Source organism: Photobacterium proteolyticum (genome assembly GCF_001939735.1).
Lineage (GTDB): Bacteria > Pseudomonadota > Gammaproteobacteria > Enterobacterales > Vibrionaceae > Photobacterium > Photobacterium proteolyticum.
This window is the reverse complement of record NZ_MJIL01000050.1, coordinates 26,884-45,967: the sequence shown is the minus strand read 5'-3', so window position 1 is coordinate 45,967 and position 19,084 is coordinate 26,884. Positions and strand designations below refer to the sequence as shown.

The 19,084-nt window shown below is 51.6% G+C and carries 19 protein-coding genes; 10 read left to right on the top strand and 9 right to left on the bottom strand.

The features are described 5' to 3' along the window. Nucleotides 1-109: 109 nt before the first annotated feature. Complete coding sequence (locus BIT28_RS05870; RefSeq protein ID WP_075762753.1) at nucleotides 110-490, top strand: DUF3461 family protein; 381 nt, start codon at nucleotides 110-112, stop codon at nucleotides 488-490. Between the two features lie 54 nt (nucleotides 491-544). Here the strand turns inward: BIT28_RS05870 and BIT28_RS05865 are convergent, their stop codons facing one another. The 3 genes from BIT28_RS05865 to BIT28_RS05855 all read right to left on the bottom strand — a co-directional run bounded on the left by BIT28_RS05865 (nucleotide 545) and on the right by BIT28_RS05855 (nucleotide 2,180). Next, nucleotides 545-1,039, bottom strand: coding sequence for a flavodoxin (locus BIT28_RS05865; protein ID WP_245823655.1), 495 nt, complete (start codon nucleotides 1,037-1,039; stop codon nucleotides 545-547). Nucleotides 1,040-1,115: 76 nt separating this feature from the next. Beyond that, entirely contained in the window at nucleotides 1,116-1,856 is a 741-nt protein-coding gene (gene truC / locus BIT28_RS05860) for a tRNA pseudouridine(65) synthase TruC (RefSeq protein ID WP_075762708.1), read from the bottom strand. Nucleotides 1,857-1,859: 3 nt separating this feature from the next. Then, complete coding sequence (locus BIT28_RS05855) at nucleotides 1,860-2,180, bottom strand: YqcC family protein (protein ID WP_075762707.1); 321 nt, start codon at nucleotides 2,178-2,180, stop codon at nucleotides 1,860-1,862. Nucleotides 2,181-2,330: 150 nt separating this feature from the next. On the opposite strand from BIT28_RS05855, the gene BIT28_RS05850 reads away from it, so the two are divergent. From BIT28_RS05850 to BIT28_RS05830, 4 genes are all read left to right on the top strand, one after another. After that, nucleotides 2,331-3,374, top strand: a complete 1,044-nt coding sequence (locus tag BIT28_RS05850; RefSeq protein ID WP_075762752.1) for a DUF3549 family protein — start codon at nucleotides 2,331-2,333, stop codon at nucleotides 3,372-3,374. Between the two features lie 32 nt (nucleotides 3,375-3,406). Beyond that, a complete protein-coding gene (locus BIT28_RS05845) occupies nucleotides 3,407-3,709 on the top strand; it encodes a DUF3301 domain-containing protein (RefSeq protein ID WP_075762706.1) in 303 nt (100 codons plus the stop codon). A 2,218-nt stretch (nucleotides 3,710-5,927) separates the two neighbouring features. Beyond that, a complete protein-coding gene (locus BIT28_RS05835) occupies nucleotides 5,928-6,158 on the top strand; it encodes a DUF2789 domain-containing protein (RefSeq protein ID WP_075762705.1) in 231 nt (76 codons plus the stop codon). Nucleotides 6,159-6,188: 30 nt separating this feature from the next. Next, on the top strand, nucleotides 6,189-6,461 hold the full coding sequence (locus BIT28_RS05830) for a hypothetical protein (protein WP_075762704.1): 273 nt from the start codon (nucleotides 6,189-6,191) through the stop codon (nucleotides 6,459-6,461). 84 nt (nucleotides 6,462-6,545) lie between these two features. Here the strand turns inward: BIT28_RS05830 and BIT28_RS05825 are convergent, their stop codons facing one another. Then, a complete protein-coding gene (locus tag BIT28_RS05825; RefSeq protein ID WP_075762703.1) occupies nucleotides 6,546-7,319 on the bottom strand; it encodes a Zn-ribbon-containing protein in 774 nt (257 codons plus the stop codon). Between the two features lie 3 nt (nucleotides 7,320-7,322). Continuing rightward, nucleotides 7,323-7,877 carry a SecY-interacting protein gene (gene syd / locus BIT28_RS05820; protein WP_075762702.1) on the bottom strand — a complete coding sequence of 185 codons (555 nt, stop codon included), beginning with the start codon at nucleotides 7,875-7,877 and terminating at the stop codon, nucleotides 7,323-7,325. Nucleotides 7,878-7,940: 63 nt separating this feature from the next. Here syd and queF point away from each other — a divergent pair, with 63 nt between their 5' ends. The 5 genes from queF (at nucleotide 7,941) to xni (ending at nucleotide 15,627) form a co-directional block, all read left to right on the top strand. Beyond that, nucleotides 7,941-8,786, top strand: a complete 846-nt coding sequence (gene queF / locus BIT28_RS05815; protein ID WP_075762701.1) for an NADPH-dependent 7-cyano-7-deazaguanine reductase QueF — start codon at nucleotides 7,941-7,943, stop codon at nucleotides 8,784-8,786. Nucleotides 8,787-8,892: 106 nt separating this feature from the next. Further along, the gene (locus BIT28_RS05810; RefSeq protein ID WP_075762700.1) at nucleotides 8,893-11,172 is read left to right on the top strand and encodes a tetratricopeptide repeat-containing diguanylate cyclase; all 2,280 of its coding nucleotides are present in this window, start codon (nucleotides 8,893-8,895) and stop codon (nucleotides 11,170-11,172) included. 132 nt (nucleotides 11,173-11,304) lie between these two features. Next, nucleotides 11,305-12,864: a GGDEF domain-containing protein gene (locus BIT28_RS05805; RefSeq protein ID WP_075762699.1), complete on the top strand. Its 1,560-nt coding sequence runs from the start codon at nucleotides 11,305-11,307 to the stop codon at nucleotides 12,862-12,864. 500 nt (nucleotides 12,865-13,364) lie between these two features. Further along, nucleotides 13,365-14,744 carry a nucleotide 5'-monophosphate nucleosidase PpnN gene (gene ppnN, locus BIT28_RS05800; protein ID WP_075762698.1) on the top strand — a complete coding sequence of 460 codons (1,380 nt, stop codon included), beginning with the start codon at nucleotides 13,365-13,367 and terminating at the stop codon, nucleotides 14,742-14,744. Nucleotides 14,745-14,853: 109 nt separating this feature from the next. After that, nucleotides 14,854-15,627: a flap endonuclease Xni gene (gene xni, locus BIT28_RS05795; RefSeq protein ID WP_075762697.1), complete on the top strand. Its 774-nt coding sequence runs from the start codon at nucleotides 14,854-14,856 to the stop codon at nucleotides 15,625-15,627. A gap of 86 nt (nucleotides 15,628-15,713) precedes the next feature. Here xni and rlmM read toward each other — a convergent pair whose 3' ends face one another. From rlmM to BIT28_RS05775, 4 genes are read right to left on the bottom strand one after another with little or no spacing between them, the layout of a single operon-like run. Further along, nucleotides 15,714-16,796: a 23S rRNA (cytidine(2498)-2'-O)-methyltransferase RlmM gene (rlmM, locus tag BIT28_RS05790; protein WP_075762696.1), complete on the bottom strand. Its 1,083-nt coding sequence runs from the start codon at nucleotides 16,794-16,796 to the stop codon at nucleotides 15,714-15,716. Nucleotides 16,797-16,805: 9 nt separating this feature from the next. Next, on the bottom strand, nucleotides 16,806-17,195 hold the full coding sequence (locus tag BIT28_RS05785; RefSeq protein WP_075762695.1) for a DUF423 domain-containing protein: 390 nt from the start codon (nucleotides 17,193-17,195) through the stop codon (nucleotides 16,806-16,808). Continuing rightward, on the bottom strand, nucleotides 17,185-17,871 hold the full coding sequence (locus BIT28_RS05780) for an alpha/beta family hydrolase (protein WP_075762694.1): 687 nt from the start codon (nucleotides 17,869-17,871) through the stop codon (nucleotides 17,185-17,187). Before BIT28_RS05780 ends, BIT28_RS05785 begins: the two co-directional genes overlap by 11 nt. Next, entirely contained in the window at nucleotides 17,864-18,772 is a 909-nt protein-coding gene (locus tag BIT28_RS05775; RefSeq protein ID WP_075762693.1) for a transcriptional regulator GcvA, read from the bottom strand. The genes BIT28_RS05780 and BIT28_RS05775 overlap by 8 nt, the downstream gene beginning before the upstream one ends. Nucleotides 18,773-19,084 lie beyond the last annotated feature (312 nt).

The following is a 19,084-nucleotide window of genomic DNA, read 5'->3' as shown; positions in this document are numbered from 1 at the left end:
GTGGCTCGGAGGAATCTCGATCTCGCCCACACATTAAGTGCTACATCAAGACGCTGCCGTCGGTAGTTGCTACATTGATACCGAAGCAGTCCATAATAATGAGGCCCCTATGTATCCAAACCTCACCAGTATCGGTATCGAAGCCCCGGAAACCATCGAGCGTTACAGCCTGCGCCAAGAAGCCACCAACGATATCCTCAAAGTGTACTTTGCCAAGCAAAAAGGCGAACTCTTTGCCAAAAGTGTCAAATTCAAGTTCCCGCGCCAGCGCAAGTCTGTCGTCGTGAATAGCGGTAACCGGGAATATAAAGAAGTAACCGAAATCAACCGTAACCTGACTTTTGTTATTGATGAGCTTGATCAGCTGACCAAACGAAAGCATACGGATGTAGATATTAAGAAGAAAATACTGAAAGATTTGCGGCACCTTGAGCAGGTCGTAACCCACAAGATTGCCGAAATCGAAGCGGATCTGGAAAAATTAAAGTAACCCGAAGCTGCACTCCTGATGCCCTTCAGGAGTGCCACAAAAGAAAGATAAATATCATTCAGTGATTCGCTGGACGAACTGCGTCAGCCAGGGTATCGCAACCTCAAGGGCGTCAAAGTTAACGCAGGCATCAATATCCAGGCGCTCATTGACAGACTTGGCCTGAAGCTGAGCCAGCAACTCATCAAACTGTCGCCCGGCACCGCAATAGCGCTCCTCGCCGTAGCTCGAGTCCCCCATCGAAATAACGCCGTATGCCAGCCCCGACAGCAGCGGAAACTGCTCATTGAGGGCTAGATAGAGCGGCAACAGGTTGTCCGGTATTTCACCCTGCCCGGTCGTGGAGGTGATCACCAAAGCCACATCATTCTGATACTCCAGAAAGTCCTCGAACTGCGGATCAAGAAACAGCTGGGCAGCATGTCCCTTGGCGATTAACTGCCCGACAACTTCCTGGGCAACATCCTCTGCGCCTCCGTACACCGATCCAACAAAAACACCTACCTTTGCCATCGCTTCCTGCCTCGCTGCCTTTATCCATACCTTCAATTACTGTGGCTGCTTGACTGGCCAGATGCAAATAAATCGTGCTCATTCCGCGAGTTAACCCATCAAATGCCAGTCGCTAGGAGCTCGGCTCCATCAAGCTCACCGACCACTCAAATGCTGTCATGACCCGGTTCCAGGCCTCATCGGTACCGGCCCGAATATCGAGCGACTCAGCGGTGACAGGGTGCTCAAGCTGCAACCTCGAGGCGTGCAGCATCAACCGGCGACAATCATAGTTCTCACGGAACATCCGGTTATGGCGGCCATCGCCATGATTGACGTCCCCGATGATATGATGGCTCAGGTGATGCATATGGCGGCGCAACTGATGCTTGCGCCCTGTCTCCGGCTTCATTTCAACCAGGGTATAACGACTGGTCGCATAGCGGCCGACAGGAATATCTGTTTCAACCTTCGCCAAGGGCGCATAGGCGGTAACAGCTGGCTGGGCTTCCTTGTCCTGATCTGCACCCTTGTCGGCAATCTTATCCAGCTCTTCCTTCAGCGGGTAATCCAGCACGGCAGCTTCCTTCACCCAGCCGCGTACAACCGCATGATAAGTTTTGTGAATATCTCGTCCGGCAAATTTTGGCATCATCAGCGCGGCGATCTCGCTCGACAGCGCAAACAACAGTACACCCGATGTCGGGCGGTCCAGACGATGGAGCGGGAAGACATGCTGACCAATCTGATCTCGCAATGTCTGCATGACAAACCGTGTTTCATGGCGGTCAAGCCACGAACGATGCACCAGCATCCCGGCAGGTTTGTTGACCGCAACCAGGTACTGGTCCTGATAAAGTATTTCTAATTCCATCGGTTATTTTGCTCTGAACAGGTGGTCTAATTCACGGGTAACAGCCAGTACAGCCATGTTGCCCTGCTGATCCTTCATGGCCTCTTCCACATAAGGGGAAATTTCAAACTGTGCCGGTAGTGCTGCTTTCTGCGCCACCAGTTGTTTCATTCTGGGAATAAAAATCCACTGCAGCCATTGGCTGCAGCTCAGCGTATCAATGGCAAAAGGTTCGGTACTAGCCAATGCCGCGGCTCCCGGAGACTTGCTCTCCCAAATCCCCGCCTCCCGCATGACGCTTTCAAGCCGCTCCAGCAATTGTTGGGTCTGATGGTATCTGTCCATCGCTATCCTCCCTCGAAGAAACTGCCTATCCCAAACGGAACAATAAAGCGGGCAAGGATACCATCTAAATTTCGAAGTCCATATACCCAAGCATCTTGAGGGCGCTTCGGTATATAATCAGGGCACCATTGAGGAGTAAACATGATGTCCATGGATAAATTTCATACCCTGACCCAACTACTGGATAATGCTGGTTGCCAGTATAAAATCTATGATCTTGGCCGTCGCGTCAGCGAAATCGATATCAATCAATTTAAGGCCGTCGAAGATAACCGCCAACCCTATCCATGGCCACTGCAGCAGCATGCTCATCTGTCCATTTCGTTCTGGCAGCAAGGCAACCCGCCGTGGATTTGGTTCCTGCGCCTGCCGCTTGATGAAAGAGGCTTACTGAAACAGGCTGCCGTAGGGGACTTTATCAAATATGTCATCGAGGCAATGGGGGCGACACTAAACAGCACGCCGACCGAAGAAGAGCAGGAAAAACTGGCGGCCAATCCATACACCTTCAAGCCCAATGACGACAAAATGGCCATCTTCCACGCGCATCTGCGTCATCAGCTTGCATTGCCGGCCAGCCAGTATTATGAACATGCCCAGCATTACCTGACTGGCGATCTCGGCTGGGAGCAATGGCAAGGTGTTGGCCTGCAGGGGCTGGCAGACGTTTGCGCCCGCATGAGACAGGAAAATAACAGTACCCTGCTACGCAAGGCGCTGGCAAACCTGCCAATGACACCTCTTTACGCCTTGATTGGCTGTCTGGAGCATTGTGATCTCCCTGAGAGTCTCAGCCAGCGAATTATCGAGCGCCTCGATGACGAAACCACTCAGCCCGAACCAGACCTGTTTCTGATCTCCGCACTGATCCGCGCGCTTTCCGGCAGCGACAGTGCCCTGCTTAGCCAGCAGCTAAAACATCTGCTTGCCGTACCAGCGCTGTGCCACCCTGAGATCCTGGTGGCCATCACCGGTCGCTGCTGGAATGGCCTCGCAGATACCGAGATTGCCAGCCTATTTTTACAGCGACTGGCAGAAACCGAGGACCAAACCTTGTTTAATCAGTTGTTTGCCGACTTGGTAATGCTGCCGGTACTGCGGGGGATCATGCTCCAGGTTCTGCACGGTCAGGCAAACCCTGCTCTGGTCGCAGCCATTGCCAAGCTACAACAGCATGCCCGTGGGCAAGCGTGATCAGACTATGCACTAACAGGATTAAGTAGGAAATGGATAACTTACTGGGTATTTTGACGCTGGCTTTATTTGGATATCTGTACTGGCAACAACGTCGTCAGACAGAGTTCGCCCAGCGTTTTATCGAACAGCGGTGCGAAAACCTGGGGCTGCAGTTACTCACTATTGCCAGGGGGTCACATAAGCTCAAGGATAAGAAAGGGAAATGGAACTGGCATACGGTGTACTGGTTTGAGTTCTCAGCCAGCGGGCAGGATGCCTACCAAGGCTATGTGGTGATGAAAGGCTTTCGTGCGATGCATTTTCATGTTCCGCCGCATCATATGCCGGAATAAAATGCCCCAAAAAAGAACGGGCGCGACTTGCGTCGCGCCCTTAGGTCTTACTTGCAGCATTCCCGCTACTACGGTGCTCCCTGCATCATTCCGTTGAATTGCTGTAATCCGTCAGCATATTCCTTGTATTCTTCGTCCTGAAGTTGTCCTTCGGTCTCCTGACCCATCAGCACATCCTGTCCTGACTCTCTTCATCCATCCTGGAGGTGTCCCTGACTTCGTCCTGAAGTGGTCCTTGTGTCATCCTGACCAGCAAACGTCCTGCTTGCTATAACCGATTCCTTCGGCGTTCCCTTCACAGTCCATGTTCGATATACCGTCCTGATACACCGGTCTCTTCCTGAGACTGCCAAACTCCTTGGCTTTTTCCTGTTCCGTTCCGTCAGTTCCTTCCGACACCATTAAGATTACGCCAACCCGCGAAGAAATGAACCACAGCTGAAAATAATATTTCTGGCCGTCACTATCTCATTTTGCCCCACCCGCATGACCATAGTTACAAATCAACAACTTAAGAGCAAAGCGGAGTTATCAGCCTACTGATTTCTCCTTTTTATCCCACAGCTTTGTAAGAGATCTCTCACACGGTGACGGGGGAATAGAGGTAATCGATTAAGCGGCAAGAAATGAAGTATGAAATAACAGAAATAGAAGCCGTGGATACTTCTGCTCGAAGCTGATTGAAACCATAGTGCTGGGTATATAGCGCCCAAAAAAGAACGGGCGTGACTCTCGTCACGCCCTTAGGTCTTACTTGCAGCCATCCTGCTACTGAGGTGCTCCCTGCATCCATCCTGGAAACGCTATGTCCTTTAACGGTAATCCCTACCCTCTATCCCAGAGGTGTCCTTCGGTAGTTCCCTGACCCGTCGAAGCATCCTGTTCCGACTCTCTCTTCCTTACCTGGAGGTGTCCCTAACTTCGTCCTGAAGTGAATCCTTTAAGCCTCTATCCCGGAGGTGTCCTTGCCTTCGTCCTGAAGGGGTCCTTATGTCATCCTAACCAGCAGACATCCCGTCTACTGTCGCAATCCTTGTCGTATCCTGTACCATCCTGGTGAGCTGGCTATCCGCGCCGGCTCTCCTCATCCTGAGGTAAGTCACATCCTGCAACTTCTTCAATCCGTTATGTCGTATCCCTTCGACACAGACAATATTACGCGCTTTATACGGCCAAACAATATGGTGAAATTCACACTTTCAACCTGAAAAAAACAAGATAGATATGCAACAAACGCAAGTGATTGAATTAATTTAATTTATTCTGTTTAGAATAGCGATATGGGACAGCGAAAACCACCATTTCCCACATCGTTGTAAGAGATCTCTCACAAGCACAGTAGGGCATATCCAGCAAACGATTTCATTGGTAGAAAAATTTACCCAGTAAGCCATAAACAAATTAATTATCTATGAATCTATCATTCACGATAAAAATAAGATGAATATTGCGAGATAGCTTAATAAGGGATTGAAGTTATTCGATAGAGAAATGGTTCAGTGGTTAAGGGCTGAAGATATGTAAATGGACGGTGTGGAGCACACAAAAAAGAGCGGGCGCGACTTGCGTCGCGCCCTTAGGTCTTACTTGCAGCATTCCCGCTACTATGGTGCTCCCTGCATCATTCCTTTGAATTGCTGTAATCCGTCAGCATATTCCTTTTATTCTTCGTCCTGAAGTTGTCCTTCGGTCTCCTGACCCATCAGCACATCCTGTCCCGACTCTCTTCATCCATCCTGGAGGTGTCCCTGACTTCATCCTGAAGTGGTCCTTGTGTCATCCTGACCAGCAAACATCCTGCCTGCTGTTACCGATTCCTTCGGTGTTCCCTTCACAGTCCTTGTTCGATATATCATCCTGATACACCGGTCTCTTCCTGAGACTGCCAAACTCCTTGGCTTTTTTCCTGTTCCGTTCCGTCAGTTCCTTCCGACAGGGTCTATATTACGCTTTCCTCACCGCAGAACAACGCCGTATCAGCGAAATGATCAATGCCCGAACTTTGCCCTAAAACAGTCACAAAATAAATAACTCAAATAAAACATTAGCTTATGAAAATGCACTGCAATATTACCACCACCATATCTCACGTATCTCCTACGCCTTTGTAAGAGATCTCGCACAAGCACAGCAGATATAATAAGGAAAATGTTCTCTATACTTATCTCAAGTAAGTGGGCGTCAACGATCAATAACATAATTTTCGACGGAGTGAGCGATGGAAACCTTTAACCACAACCTATCTAGCCTCTTCAGCCAACTGGGCATGAACAGTTCCAAGGAATTTATTGAATCATTTTTAAACGAGCACCATCTCGATCAACACGAGCAGCTCTCAGAAGCCAGCTTCTGGCAGCCATCTCAAAAACGTTTTATCAAAGAATCCCAGGATCAGGATGCGGATTGGTGCGAAGTGATTGATCAGTTGGATGCTTTGCTACGAAAATAGGCATCAGTCTCAACAACGTCAGGAAGCGTTATGTCGTCAGAAATTACCCAGGCCCTGGAACAAGCTATCGAGTCACTGATCGCCGAAGGAAAAGAACCGTCAGTGGCCCTGATCAAATCCCGCCTTGCCGAGCCGTTACCCATGCCGCTCATTATCAAGGCGCTGCAAGCCTGGAAGAAAAATGCCAAAGTTCCCAAGATAGAAAAAAGCACTCCCCCTTTAAGCCAGGAGGAACGTATCAAGCAGTTGGAAGAGCAGGTCGCGGCTCTGACGACAAGAATCGAGCAACTGGAACAGCACTAGCCTTCCTTCTTTCAACATTGCAAAAAGAATCAATCTAAAGTCAGGGCACATTCAATGCCCTGACTTTGTTATACGCCTTCGCGCTTATTGAAAGTCCCAGGAAAGGTTGGAGACGATTCGGCATTCATCGCATTTAAAATGAAAAATCCCGTGCAGGGGCTCTTCAAGATGCCATTCCCCGCCACATTTCGGACAAGGGCGCGTTTTCTCGTCATTCAGGCTCAGTCCGCCAACTTGATATTGATAGTAGTAAGTCGGGATCTTGGTTATATATTCAATACGGCCACGCAAATCCCACCCGCGTCTGAACAAATCACTATCAACATCACGGATCTCATGCAGCGCAGCATGTTCAGCCTGACAACCACCGGCCATTTGAATTTCGTCGCAGGCCTGCCACTCGGTCTGCCACTTCACTACGGCTTTATGATCGCCGTTGAGCGTCGGGGCTATCCGATATAGCGGAATCGGCATCAGGGTTTCACCACATCGAAGCGGCGAGCAGGTATGAACATAGGTTGTATAAATAACCTGCCAGGATGGTGCGAAATTCTCAGCGGCGGCTTCGGAGTTAATATCCCGTCCCAGTACTTTGACTTTGGGCGCAAGCAAGCTGGCCTGGCTCAGGCGTTTAATACAGGCCGTCACATGGTCACTATGGAACTGGGGATGCAGGCTATCTTGCTCAGGACAGACAACACGTACCCGAAACACCCCCTCATCCATCACAATAGGGAATTCACGTCCCAATACCTGACCGTTGTAGCGCAGGGCATCCAGCAGGCCATTCACCGCCATATCCACCGCAGAGACGGTCGTATTGTCAAAACACTCAAATTGCAACTCAACAACGAACATAAATCAGCACTCTCTTACAACCGGTTCTAACTGCTGCAGGAAGGTTTCGACATCTGCCGCCAATACATCACGAGTCGTCTTGCCCAGAGTTTCCAAAATCACCTGTCCGGTCAGGTTGCAGATAGAGATCACCTGTTCCTCCGCCTCCAGCGCACCGATAAAGACCGTCGGTTTGAGTTTCAGGCGGCGCTGCATAACCAGATGGCCCAGAATATTCTCCTGCAGACGCAGGCTGTCGTCTTCACTAAATACCTGCAGCAGGTCAAATTCCAGCTCACGGAACCGGGCGGCCATATCGCCACTGAACTGTGCGCCGTAAAAAACACTGATATCTTCATGGAGGCGAAGCTCGATCCCTTTTTCTACCCCGGAGAGGTCCCCCATCGGCTCGCGCGCAACAGGTTTCCAGGTCACTTCATAACCAGAATCGGTTTCAACACACGGCGACTCCAGCCCAACCAAATCCTCGCTCCGGGGAAAACCTTGACCGGCATCACGCCAAGCCTGTAAAAAACGGGACGAAAAGTCAGATAAAGCGACCGCAACAGGATGATTCATTCGCAACCTCATTAAAGATTAAGTACACTTCGCATATTCTAATCCAAGTGTGTCCAGGACAGTATGAGCAAATATAAAGACGCTAAAGAATTAGCCGGCTTAACACTCGGTCAGAGCACCGAGTATAAAGATCAGTATGACCCATCGTTACTTCAGCCGGTACCACGAAGCCTAAACCGCGACGATTTAGCGCTGGGAGACAACCTGCCATTTACCGGCTATGACATCTGGACACTGTATGAGCTTTCCTGGCTCAATAGCAAAGGCTTGCCGCAAGTCGCTATCGGTGAAGTCCGCCTTCCGGCATCCAGCCCGAACCTGATCGAGTCCAAATCATTCAAGCTCTACCTCAATAGCTTCAACCAAACCCGATTTGCCAGCTGGCAAGACATCGCAGATACCCTGCAAAAAGATCTTACCGCCTGCGCCGGTGCCGACGTCGATGTCACGATCCAGCCGCTGGAAGACTTCGACAACCAGCCGATTGTCAACTTTACCGGTGAGTGTATCGATAACCAGGATATCGAGATTGCCGACTACGAGTTCAATCCTGACTACCTGGAAGGCGCTGCCGAGGGCGACATTGTCAGCGAAGAGCTGAACAGCCACCTGCTCAAGTCCAACTGCCTGATCACCAGCCAGCCGGACTGGGGCAGCGTGAGAATTTCGTACAAGGGCAAAAAGATCAATCGCGAAAAGCTACTTCGTTACCTGATCTCTTTCCGTAACCATAACGAATTTCACGAGCAGTGTGTCGAGCGTATCTTCACCGACCTGATGAAATACTGCCAGCCGGAGCTGCTGACAGTTTACGCTCGCTACACCCGTCGAGGCGGTCTGGATATCAACCCATACCGTACCAACCAGGGCAAAACGCCGAGCAACAACTTCCGCCTCGCTCGACAGTAACCCCGCCTAGATAGAATAAGTCCAGCAAAAACGTGTACTTTGCTGGACTTGATTCACCAAGCCAGTAATATTAAGACCTACTGTTTTTTTGGGTTTAAGAATAAGTATGTGTCTGAGCCGTTGGCTGGTAGGACTGCTGGTGATCCTAGCGACGTCCTTTACTGCAAATGCGAAAATTTATACCACGCCAATTTTGGCTGATGCCAATGAGCTGCTTCAAACCAGCCCGGACAAATCCCTTGAGATGACCACCCGCTATCTCGACCAGCGCCGCCTTAGCGATCCCAAAGAACTGTCCCGTGTTCATGTCAATGACGAAACCGATCATACCGTCCGGACCCCGTTGAACACCATCAACGCCTTGCAAATTCAGGCCAGAGCCTTCTCGCTGCTCAACCTGCCTGAAGAGGCGATCAATACCGTCAAGAAAGCAGAAAAGCTAGCAGCCGAAAATGACTTGTCTTTTACCACCCTCGAAACCCGGCTTATCCACGCCCGGATTTACTGGGATAACCTGAAAAACAGTGCCACGGCACTGAATATGCTGGATCAGGTCGATAAAGAGATCGAACAGTCAAAAGCCCTTCAGCTCACCAAGCAGGTCAAAGTACTGCAGTACCAGTCGCTGTTGCAGCGAGCGATCATCGAATCCCACCTCGACGACGAGAACAAGGCCGAAAAGCTATTTATCAAGGCCAAACGGTACCTGATGAGTCTTGATGACAGCGGCGAGGTCATTAACTACCAGCTGACTATCGGACACCATTACCTCGAGCACCGCCACTTCGATCTGGCTCTCGACCGGCTGCTGGGTGGCTACTGGCTGGCCGTCGAACAGGAAGATAGCGCCAAGGTTGCCCGAGCCAATTTCGAACTCGCCAACCTCTTTGAACAGCGCAAGGTCTTTGACAAAGCTCTTGAGCACGCCACCCAGGCCGGCGAGTTTTTCGAGCACTTCAACCAGACATTGCCGCTGGCAAAAACACTGGCTCTTATCGCTTCGATCTACGAGCAGCAGGGACGGTTCAATCTTGCCCTTGTCCACTACTTCAACGCCCTGGATCAGGAAAACCAGCTCAAGCATGATATCCGCTCGGCTCGCCTGCGCCTGAATATTGCCCGGGTATACCTGCAGCTCTACAACTACCCCAAAGCCGAGCAGTACCTGCAACATACCCGCCAGTTGGCCACCTTGAGCAACAACGAGGCGATCCAGGCTGAGGCGCAGATCCTGCAAGGCCAGCTGGAACTGGCTGAAGGCCGGACCGAAAAAGCCGTTTCAACCCTGCAGTCGGGATTGATCGCCGCCAGCAGACTTGGCGATCTTGATTTGCAGTTAATGGGCGAAACCGTGCTCTCGGCAGCATTTGAGCAACAAAATGACTATTACAATGCCCTGCTCAGCCAACGACGCTATGAACAGCTGTTTTCGAGCAAGCAGGAAGATCAGGTCAAAAGCAATGTCGAGGTGTTCAAGCAACAGCAGCGTATGCTGGAGCGATCGCTACAGCTGGAAGAAATGGAACGTCAACAGTTCGAAAGCGAGAAAGCCCTGTACAAACAGAAGAACGTCACCATTTTCCTGCTCAGCTTTATTCTGGTTATACTGATTGTTCTGCTGCGCCGCCACCGCGTTGCCAAGCAGCTGCAAACTCGCCTGATGCGCCTGCGGACCGAGTTTTACACCCACCCGAGAAGCGGACTGCGCAACCTGCGCATGCTCACCGCCCGCCTGCCTAACTCCCTGCAGCAAAGCAGTGCCAACTTTGAGCAGTGGCACCTGGGTGAAATCATCAACGAGCCGCTTAGCGACAGGCTGCGCTTTGCCCTGTTCGAGGTGCCCTTCCTCAAGCATATTTATCTCGAGCATGGTTACCAGAAAGGGCTGGAAATCGAACGCCAGTTCGGTGAATACCTCAAGGAACAAGTCTGCGAACCGGCCCGCCTGTATCACTTCTCCGATGCCATGTTCTTGTATATCGAGCCGAATTCGCGTCTTGATACCGCACCGGACCAGCTGGCAGGTTCTATCCAGCAGTTAATCGACAACTTCCTGGACAACCGCCAAATTGACAACCGGGTACGCATCGGCATGGCGGAATACCCCTTCCTGCCCAGAGCCTATACGGCGATTAACGACCATGAGCTGCTGGATATCCTGCTCATGGCAGCTAATGCCGCCCGCCTGATCAGCAAAAAAGAGCCAGGCAGTCAATGGGTTCACCTCAGTGCAATCGATGCAGCGCCGGCAGCCAGCTTTGCCAGTGATAATATCCGCAAAGCCTGTTTGCAGGGCATTGACAATGGGTTAGTCAAAGTACAGAGCTCGTCGGCCTACGACATCATCTGGAATAATGATCACGATTCTGACAAAAATATCATTTAGACTGCTGCAGTTATCGGCCAATTCGCCGATAACAATGAATTGTTCGACCTTTTTTGCTAGCATATTTCGTCGCCCGCAATCTAACATGCTGATAAGAAAGGGCCCCATCTAAAAAGGTAATTTTTCTACAACGTGACTGATATAAACGCCGTAGTCTCTGAAGTGAGTAAATTGAGACTACGTTTGGACCAAGCTCAATTATCCTACCGCGATGCTTCCCTGAAGTCTCGTCGCGAAATAGTGATACTCAAGCGTTTGATCAGTCGTTTGTCTGTTGCCTGCCGCGGGCTCGATAGCGAGCTAGACCACAAGCTTGCCGAGCTGCGATCCGAGCTGGAACAACACAAGGATGTCAGCAAACTTATCCCCCGCTTGGCGATTATTGAGCGCCTTGTCACTCGTCAGGCCAACTTTACCGAAAAAGAAACCCAGCGACTCGAACAACAGATTGGGCAAAGCGGCGAAACCCTGAAACGCGTTCACGGCTTGCCGGCCCAGCTAAAAAGGGAACTGCGTAATTTACTCGGCCAGCCTTCTGAGACACTGGCCCAGACCCACAAGCAGGTCATCCGTATTCTGGAGCTGTACGAGCGCGCACTCAAGCTCATGGCCGTGTCCAGTGAAGCCATGGTGAAGAAGGACAGCCTGGATCATGATCTGCAGCTACAACTGACCAGCGAGCTACAGCGTCTGATCACCGAACTCGACTTTGACGGCGAGGCCGGTGACAAGCTGCTGAGTATTCGCAACCAGCTTCTGATCGGTGCAACGCCACAAAACTTGATTGAACTGTCTCTGGAAGTCTTGCGCCAGGTGCTTGACGGAACACGCCAGGAGCGCCGTTCATCCCAGCAGTTTCTCGACAGTGTAAACAGCGACTTGGCAACGCTGCAAAAAACCACCAATCAGAGTGTCGGCCAAAGCGAGGCAATCTACGAACACCGCAGCGAAATGACCTCCGAGCTGGCCGATTTGGCTACCTCTATTCGCCAGGGGCTCAGCGAGCAGAAGAACCTGGAGCACTGGCGGCCGACGCTTACCGAGCTTACCAAGGAGCTGCTGGTGCTGGCCGAGCGCAACAAGGCCCTCGAGAAGCGCGAAAGAGCACTGATTGAGCAGTTGGGCTTTAACGAAAATAAGATCAATAACCTCTTCGAGCAGACTCAGGACTTCCGTCGCCGGCTCAATGATCAGGAACGGAAGATGTTCCTTGATAACCTTACCCGGGTCTACAACCGCGCCGCCCTTAACGATCGCCTCGAGCATGAGTACCGTCGCTGGCTGCGCTATCAGCATCCGGTCTGTGTGGCGATGATCGACATTGACCACTTTAAAGAGATCAATGACAGCTACGGCCACCTCGCCGGCGATAAGGTGCTGAAGATCATTGCACGGACTATCCGCCAGATGCTGACAGATACCGACTTTATCGCCCGCTTCGGTGACGACGAGTTTATGATCATTCTCCCTGATACCAACGAGGAAGAGCGTAACAAATGTCTCAGCAAAATCCGCGAGACAATTGCCCAGCTACCGTTCCGTTTCCGGGATCAAAATGTCTCTATCAGCGTTTCCATCGGTGCCACGCTATTCGACGGCAATGACACCCCGACTGACATCATCGAGCGGACCGACAAGGCGCTGTTCAGTGCTAAAAGTACCGGCCGTAACCGTATGCTATGGATCTCCTAGCCTTCTATAACTAAAAACTCACACCTAGCCAACATCTGGCACATCAATTTCTGGTCAAATCGCGTATCCCTGTGTATGGTGAATAATACCAAGCAGAACAATTACATATTCAATCAGAGCATAGCCAGCAGGTTCAGAACAAACCAAATTGCTGATGGTATAGTGCTTCTACATCGAGGCAATTTGGTGACGTTATCAAGCTGCTGGCAAACTCCCGAAGGGCGAGTTGTAAAGACTCAGCTACCATGTTGCTTGATTTTGATGGATAGACCATATACCTACAATCAAGCGCCTTGTATCAGAGCCTTTTCAGTCTCGCTGATAGAACTGGTAATTATTCTGCTTGGTATCACAGACTGATTTTTAAGGAACATACGCAACAATGTGAGCGCCTTAAAAACACCTCTGAGATTTTCTCTCTCCGGCTCTGCTTACTTACTCTTCCAAAATAATTAGAACAGCGTGAGTAAAGCCGTTTCATCGTGACCAGGGAGGTAACCATGATTACTCATATCAGTCCTGTCGGTGCCATGGATCTACTCTCACAGCTGGAAGTAGACCGCCTGAAGGCAACGGCATCCAGCGAGTTATACCGTTTGTATCGCAACTGTTCGCTTGCCGTGCTCAATTCAGGTAGCCACACCGACAACTCGAAGGAGCTTCTGGAGAAGCACAAAAGCTTTGATGTCAACGTCATGCGCAGGGAGCGCGGGATCAAACTCGAGCTGATGAACCCACCCGAGCATGCCTTTGTCGACGGCCGGATCATTCGCGGTATTCAGGAGCATATGTTCGCGGTACTGCGGGACATCGTCTACGTCAATATGCACGTCAAGCAGCGAAACGACATCAACCTGACCAGCGCACCGCACATCACCAACTTTGTCTTCAGCGTACTGCGCAATGCCCAGACCGTCCGCTCCGGTGAAGATCCGAACATTGTCGTCTGCTGGGGCGGCCACTCGATCAACCCGGTAGAGTATCAATACACCCGCGAAGTCGGCCATGAACTGGGACTGCGCGAGCTTAATATCTGTACCGGGTGCGGCCCGGGAGCCATGGAAGGGCCTATGAAAGGCGCTGCTATCGGCCACGCCAAACAACGCTATTCGCAAAGCCGCTTTATTGGCCTGACCGAGCCGTCAATCATTGCCGCCGAGCCACCGAACCCGATTGTCAACGAACTGGTGATCCTGCCGGATATCGAAAAACGTCTGGAGGCGTTTGTCCGGGCCGGCCACGGTATTGTCATCTTCCCGGGCGGCGCCGGTACAGCCGAGGAGCTGCTCTATATCCTGGGGATCCTGATGCACCCGGAAAATGCCAGCCAGCCGATGCCGCTGGTATTGACCGGCCCGAAAGAGAGCGAACCGTACTTCCGCACCCTTGATAGCTTCATCAAGGACACCCTTGGCGAAGCTGCGACCAAGCATTACGAAATCATCATTGATGATCCGGCAAAGGTTGCCCGGGTAATGAAGGCCGCAATGCCTCTGATCAAAGAGCAGCGCCTGGCAACCGGTGATGCCTACAGCTATAACTGGTCGCTCAAGATCCCACCGGAGTTCCAGCTGCCGTTCGAGCCGACCCACGAATCAATGGCAAGCCTCGATCTGCACATGAACCAGCGTCCCGAGCATCTGGCAGCCCATCTACGCCGCGCATTTTCTGGCATCGTCGCCGGAAACGTCAAGGAAGAGGGGATCCGAGAAATCGAGCGCAAGGGGCCATTCCAAATCGACGGTGATATCGCGCTGATGAAGCGAATGGACAAACTGCTGAAAAACTTCGTCGAGCAGCAGCGGATGAAGCTGCCGGGAAGTCGCTACGTACCATGTTACGAAATCATCACTGCTCCCGGTAACGGCAATGGCAAATAACTCGCTGAAATTATCCGTTATTCGGCACTCGGCGGTTACACTCTGACGATCCAGTGCGTACAATAAAGGGCCTGTATCGGCCCTTTTTTGATCAACGTTAACCACCATTATGCAAATCCATCTTGTTGTTATTGATGCCCTGAACCTCATCCGACGCGTCCATGCTGCCCAACCCGGCGAACCCGATGTAAGCAATACGGCACGGGTGTGCTGCCAGGCGCTGGGCAAGATCATCGACAGTAGCAAGCCCACGCATATCGTCGCGGTATTCGATCATCACGGCGAGGATCGCGGCTGGCGGGCCGAGCTACTGCCGCACTACAAAGAGGGCCGCAAGCCGATGCCGCCTGAGCTGCTGACAGGGATGGACGAGATCCAGGATGCCTTTATGACAATCGGCATTGACTCGCTGCTATCCGACGGCGACGAAGCCGATGACTTAGTGGCAACGCTGGCGCTCAAAGTTGCCGATCGCGGCCAGCAGGTAACCATCGTCTCTACCGACAAGGGGTATTGCCAGCTGCTGCGGCCGACACTACGGATCCGGGATTACTTCCAGCAACGCTGGCTCGACAGCCCGTTTATCGAGAAAGAGTATGGCGTCAAACCCGAGCAGCTACCGGACTACTGGGGATTGGCAGGGATCAGCTCCAGCAAAATACCCGGGATCCCGGGCATTGGACCGAAAGCTGCGGTGGAATTACTCTCTTCATACCCTAACCTCGAGGCCGTGCTCGCCGCCGAGGATTTGCCGGCCAAGTGGCAGAAAAAAATTGACGGGCACCGGGAAACGGCAATCGCCAGCAAGCAGGTCGCCTCGCTGAAAACCGATCTCCAGCTGGGCTTCAATCTGCAGGATATTCGCTACCAAGCGTCAAACTAACAACACGCCCTCTCGCCTTTAAAATAAAAAACGCCATCGTCAGGATGGCGTTTTGCTAGTCGTTGAAGCAGGTACAAGCCCATAAATTAATGTGGCGAGCGGTTGTCCAGACGCTGGATATGTACCGTGATCTCTTCGCGGTCATGATACAGGTGTTTGGCCTGAAGCTTAAACTTCACACCGTTCTGCGTCATATACTGTTTCAGGTTTTCGATATCCTGCAGCACCTCGTCGTAACGGCCCTTCATCGGCAGCTTTAGGTTGAAAATAGCCTCTTTGGCCCACGCCTTGATCATCCAGTCTCCCATCAGGTGTGCGACGCGAGCCGGTTTCTCAATCATGTCACACACGATCCAGGTAACATTCTTACGTGCCGGTTCAAACTTGAAACCGTCCACTTCATGGTGCTTCACCTGACCGGTATCCATCAGGCTCTGCGCCATCTGGCCATTATCGATCGAATGCACAAACATCGACCGTTTGACCAGCTGATAGGTCCAGCCACCAGGACATGCCCCCAAGTCGACACCCCACATTCCGGAAGCCAGACGCTCGTCCCACTCCTCACGAGGAATAAAGACATGAAACGCTTCTTCCAGCTTCAGCGTCGAACGGCTTGGCGCATCAGACGGGAACTTCAGGCGCGGAATCCCCATAAAGAACTGCGAGTTGTTGTTCGATAGCGAATAACCGACATAACAGCAGCCCGGAGCGATAAAGCAAATATGCAGCACCGGCTTCCATGCATTGTCTTTTGCATACAGGATATCTTTCTTGCGCATCACCTGACGTAGCGGCACCGTAAACTTACGGCAGAACTTCAGTAATTCTTTGGCCTCATTGGTATCCGGCGTTTCTACCCGAAGCTCACCACAGCGCGGGAAGCCTTCTACTGCCTCGAGGATCGGCGAGATACGATCGTCCTGCGGCAAATCGGTCAATAAAGGGGCCGCCGCGAACATTTGGCGGGCAAAGATCAGCGAAGAGAACGGCTGCAACTTAATGAACTGCTCGGCATCGCCCTGCTGATAAAACTCAAAGACAACATAACCGGTATTGTTTTTCGCCCGAGGAAAACCATACAACTCCAGTTTATTTGCTTTGTCCTGAACTTCACCGGCACATTCTTTTTCAAAGCCTGGACGACAGTACAATATAACGTGATTCACTTTGAACCCTCAAGCTGAGCGCCAGGCAGCGACTGCAAGCGCTACCCAGCCAATAATAAAACATATGCCCCCCATTGGCGTGATGGGGCCGAACCATTTGATCCCCGTCAGCGCCAACGCATACAGGCTACCGCTGAAGAGCAAAATACCCACTGCAAAAAACAGGGCTGCGTATAATACCGCTTTTGTCGGCATAATGCGTGCCCAGATTCCACAACCCAGCAAGGCCAGACTATGCCAGGCCTGATATTGAACACCGGTTTTAAACACGTCCAGCAGGTACGGCGCCAGCTGTGCTTTTAAGCCATGCGCCGCAAACGCCCCCAGCGCCACCACAACAGCACCACTTAACGTCGCGAAAAGTAAGATGATTCTTGGCAACGAATGGCTAGGTTGCATGTACACACTCCTTGATAAACGCCGCCAGCAATGCCACGGTCCGATCCCTGTTTTGCTGCTCGGTATGGCCTGATGCTTTTCTTGGTTTAAAGCTATGATCACCATCAGGGAGAAACTCGACCGACACCGAATCGGCATATTTCCAGCCTTCAACTTCCGCCCGGGTGCCGAACGTATCGCGCTCTCCCTGCAGGATGAGTGTCGGCAAAACAGCCTCTTTCAGGTGCTCGCCACGATAGTTTTCTGGCTTGCCCGGCGGGTGAAAAGGAAAGCCCAGGCAGGCTACACCCTGTACTTTCGCCGCACAGTTTTCGACACCCGGCGATTGCGGCGCGACATCACTGACCATGATACTGGCCATCCGCCCGCCCATAGACTTGCCGCCAATCACCAGCTTGCCATCAGCAAAAGCATCAATATGGCGCTGAAAATCGAGCAACAGCTTGGGCTGGCGATCCGGCGGGCGTTTCTTGCCGTCTTCCCGGCGTTTGACCATATACGGAAAGTCAAACCGTACCACCCGGATCTCCTGTTGAGACAGGCCCTCGGCAATTGCCGTCATGAACTCATGATCCATCCCGGCCCCGGCACCATGGGCAAACAAAAACGTGGCTACGGCCTCACCGCTTTCCGGCTCGTTGACCAGGTATTCCGGCAACACTGGCGTATCAGACATCAGGCATATCCTCCTGCTCACGTGCAGCCTTGGCCAACACCCAGTCTCGGAATATCTGGATACGGCCAGTTTCTGCCTGTTTCTCCTGGCATACCAGATAGAAGGCGTTCTTGCTCATCAATACTTCGTCAAACGGGCACACCAGACGGCCAGCTTCCAGCTCCGGCTGAGCCAATACGTTGTTGCCCAGAGCTATACCCTGACCGTGAACGGCAGCCTGCAATACCATGGTCGAGTGGCTGAAGATCGGCCCCTGATTGACATTGGTCCCGACAATTTCATGGTGGCGGACGAAATTCTTCCACTCCTTGCGCGAGGTATCATGCAGCAAGGTGTGGAACTGCAAATCAGTCAAGGTACGCAGCGGCTTGGACCCCGCCAGTAACATCGGCGAACACACAGGCAGCAAGAACTCCTGGTAAAGCTTATCGGCTCGCAGTCCCTGCCAGTTTCCCCGGCCATAGTAGATGGCTACATCCACATCATCGGTCAGGGAGCCTTCATCCAGATCAACGGCCTTGATCCGAACATCGATATCCGGATGCTGTTCGTTAAAGTCCGCCAGTCTCGGCACCAGCCACTGAATCGCAAAACTAGGAGGTAAACTAATGGTTAACGCTCCTTTTGCGCCGCGTTCCAAGACCTTATCAGTGGCATCTGAGATTGCAGAAAAGATGTCTTTGATGTCGAGGAAATAGCTTTGACCTTCTTCGGTCAGCAGTAAGGAACGGTTTCTCCGGCGAAATAATTTGAGCCCCAAAAATTCTTCGAGGGCTTTAATTTGGTGGCTTACAGCAGCTTGTGTGACAAATAACTCTTCGGCTGCACGGGTAAAACTCAGGTGTCTGGCCGCAGCTTCGAACACTTTCAATGAGTTTAGGGGCGGTAAACGTCTCGACATAGTCTTCCTGCATTAGTTTTTTTTATGCTAAACATTATAAATTGTCCATTGTTCAAGTGCTACATAAACCATATGATTTGCTACGCAACGGTGAGGGAGGTTTGATTTTTTGCTCTCAGGCAGTTAAGTCTCATTCATTGTTGCGATGTTGTGTTTGCATATTGTCCGGGTTGTGCCGGACAGGTAGTCAATCTACCAATTTTACTTCCTGTATTTTTGACCTGTCTGTCAAAGTTTATTGTTAGCACTGCGCCCCAACGCAGTGCTTTTTTTTACCTCGATTTTTACGCTCAATTTCCCCCGCCGATGCAG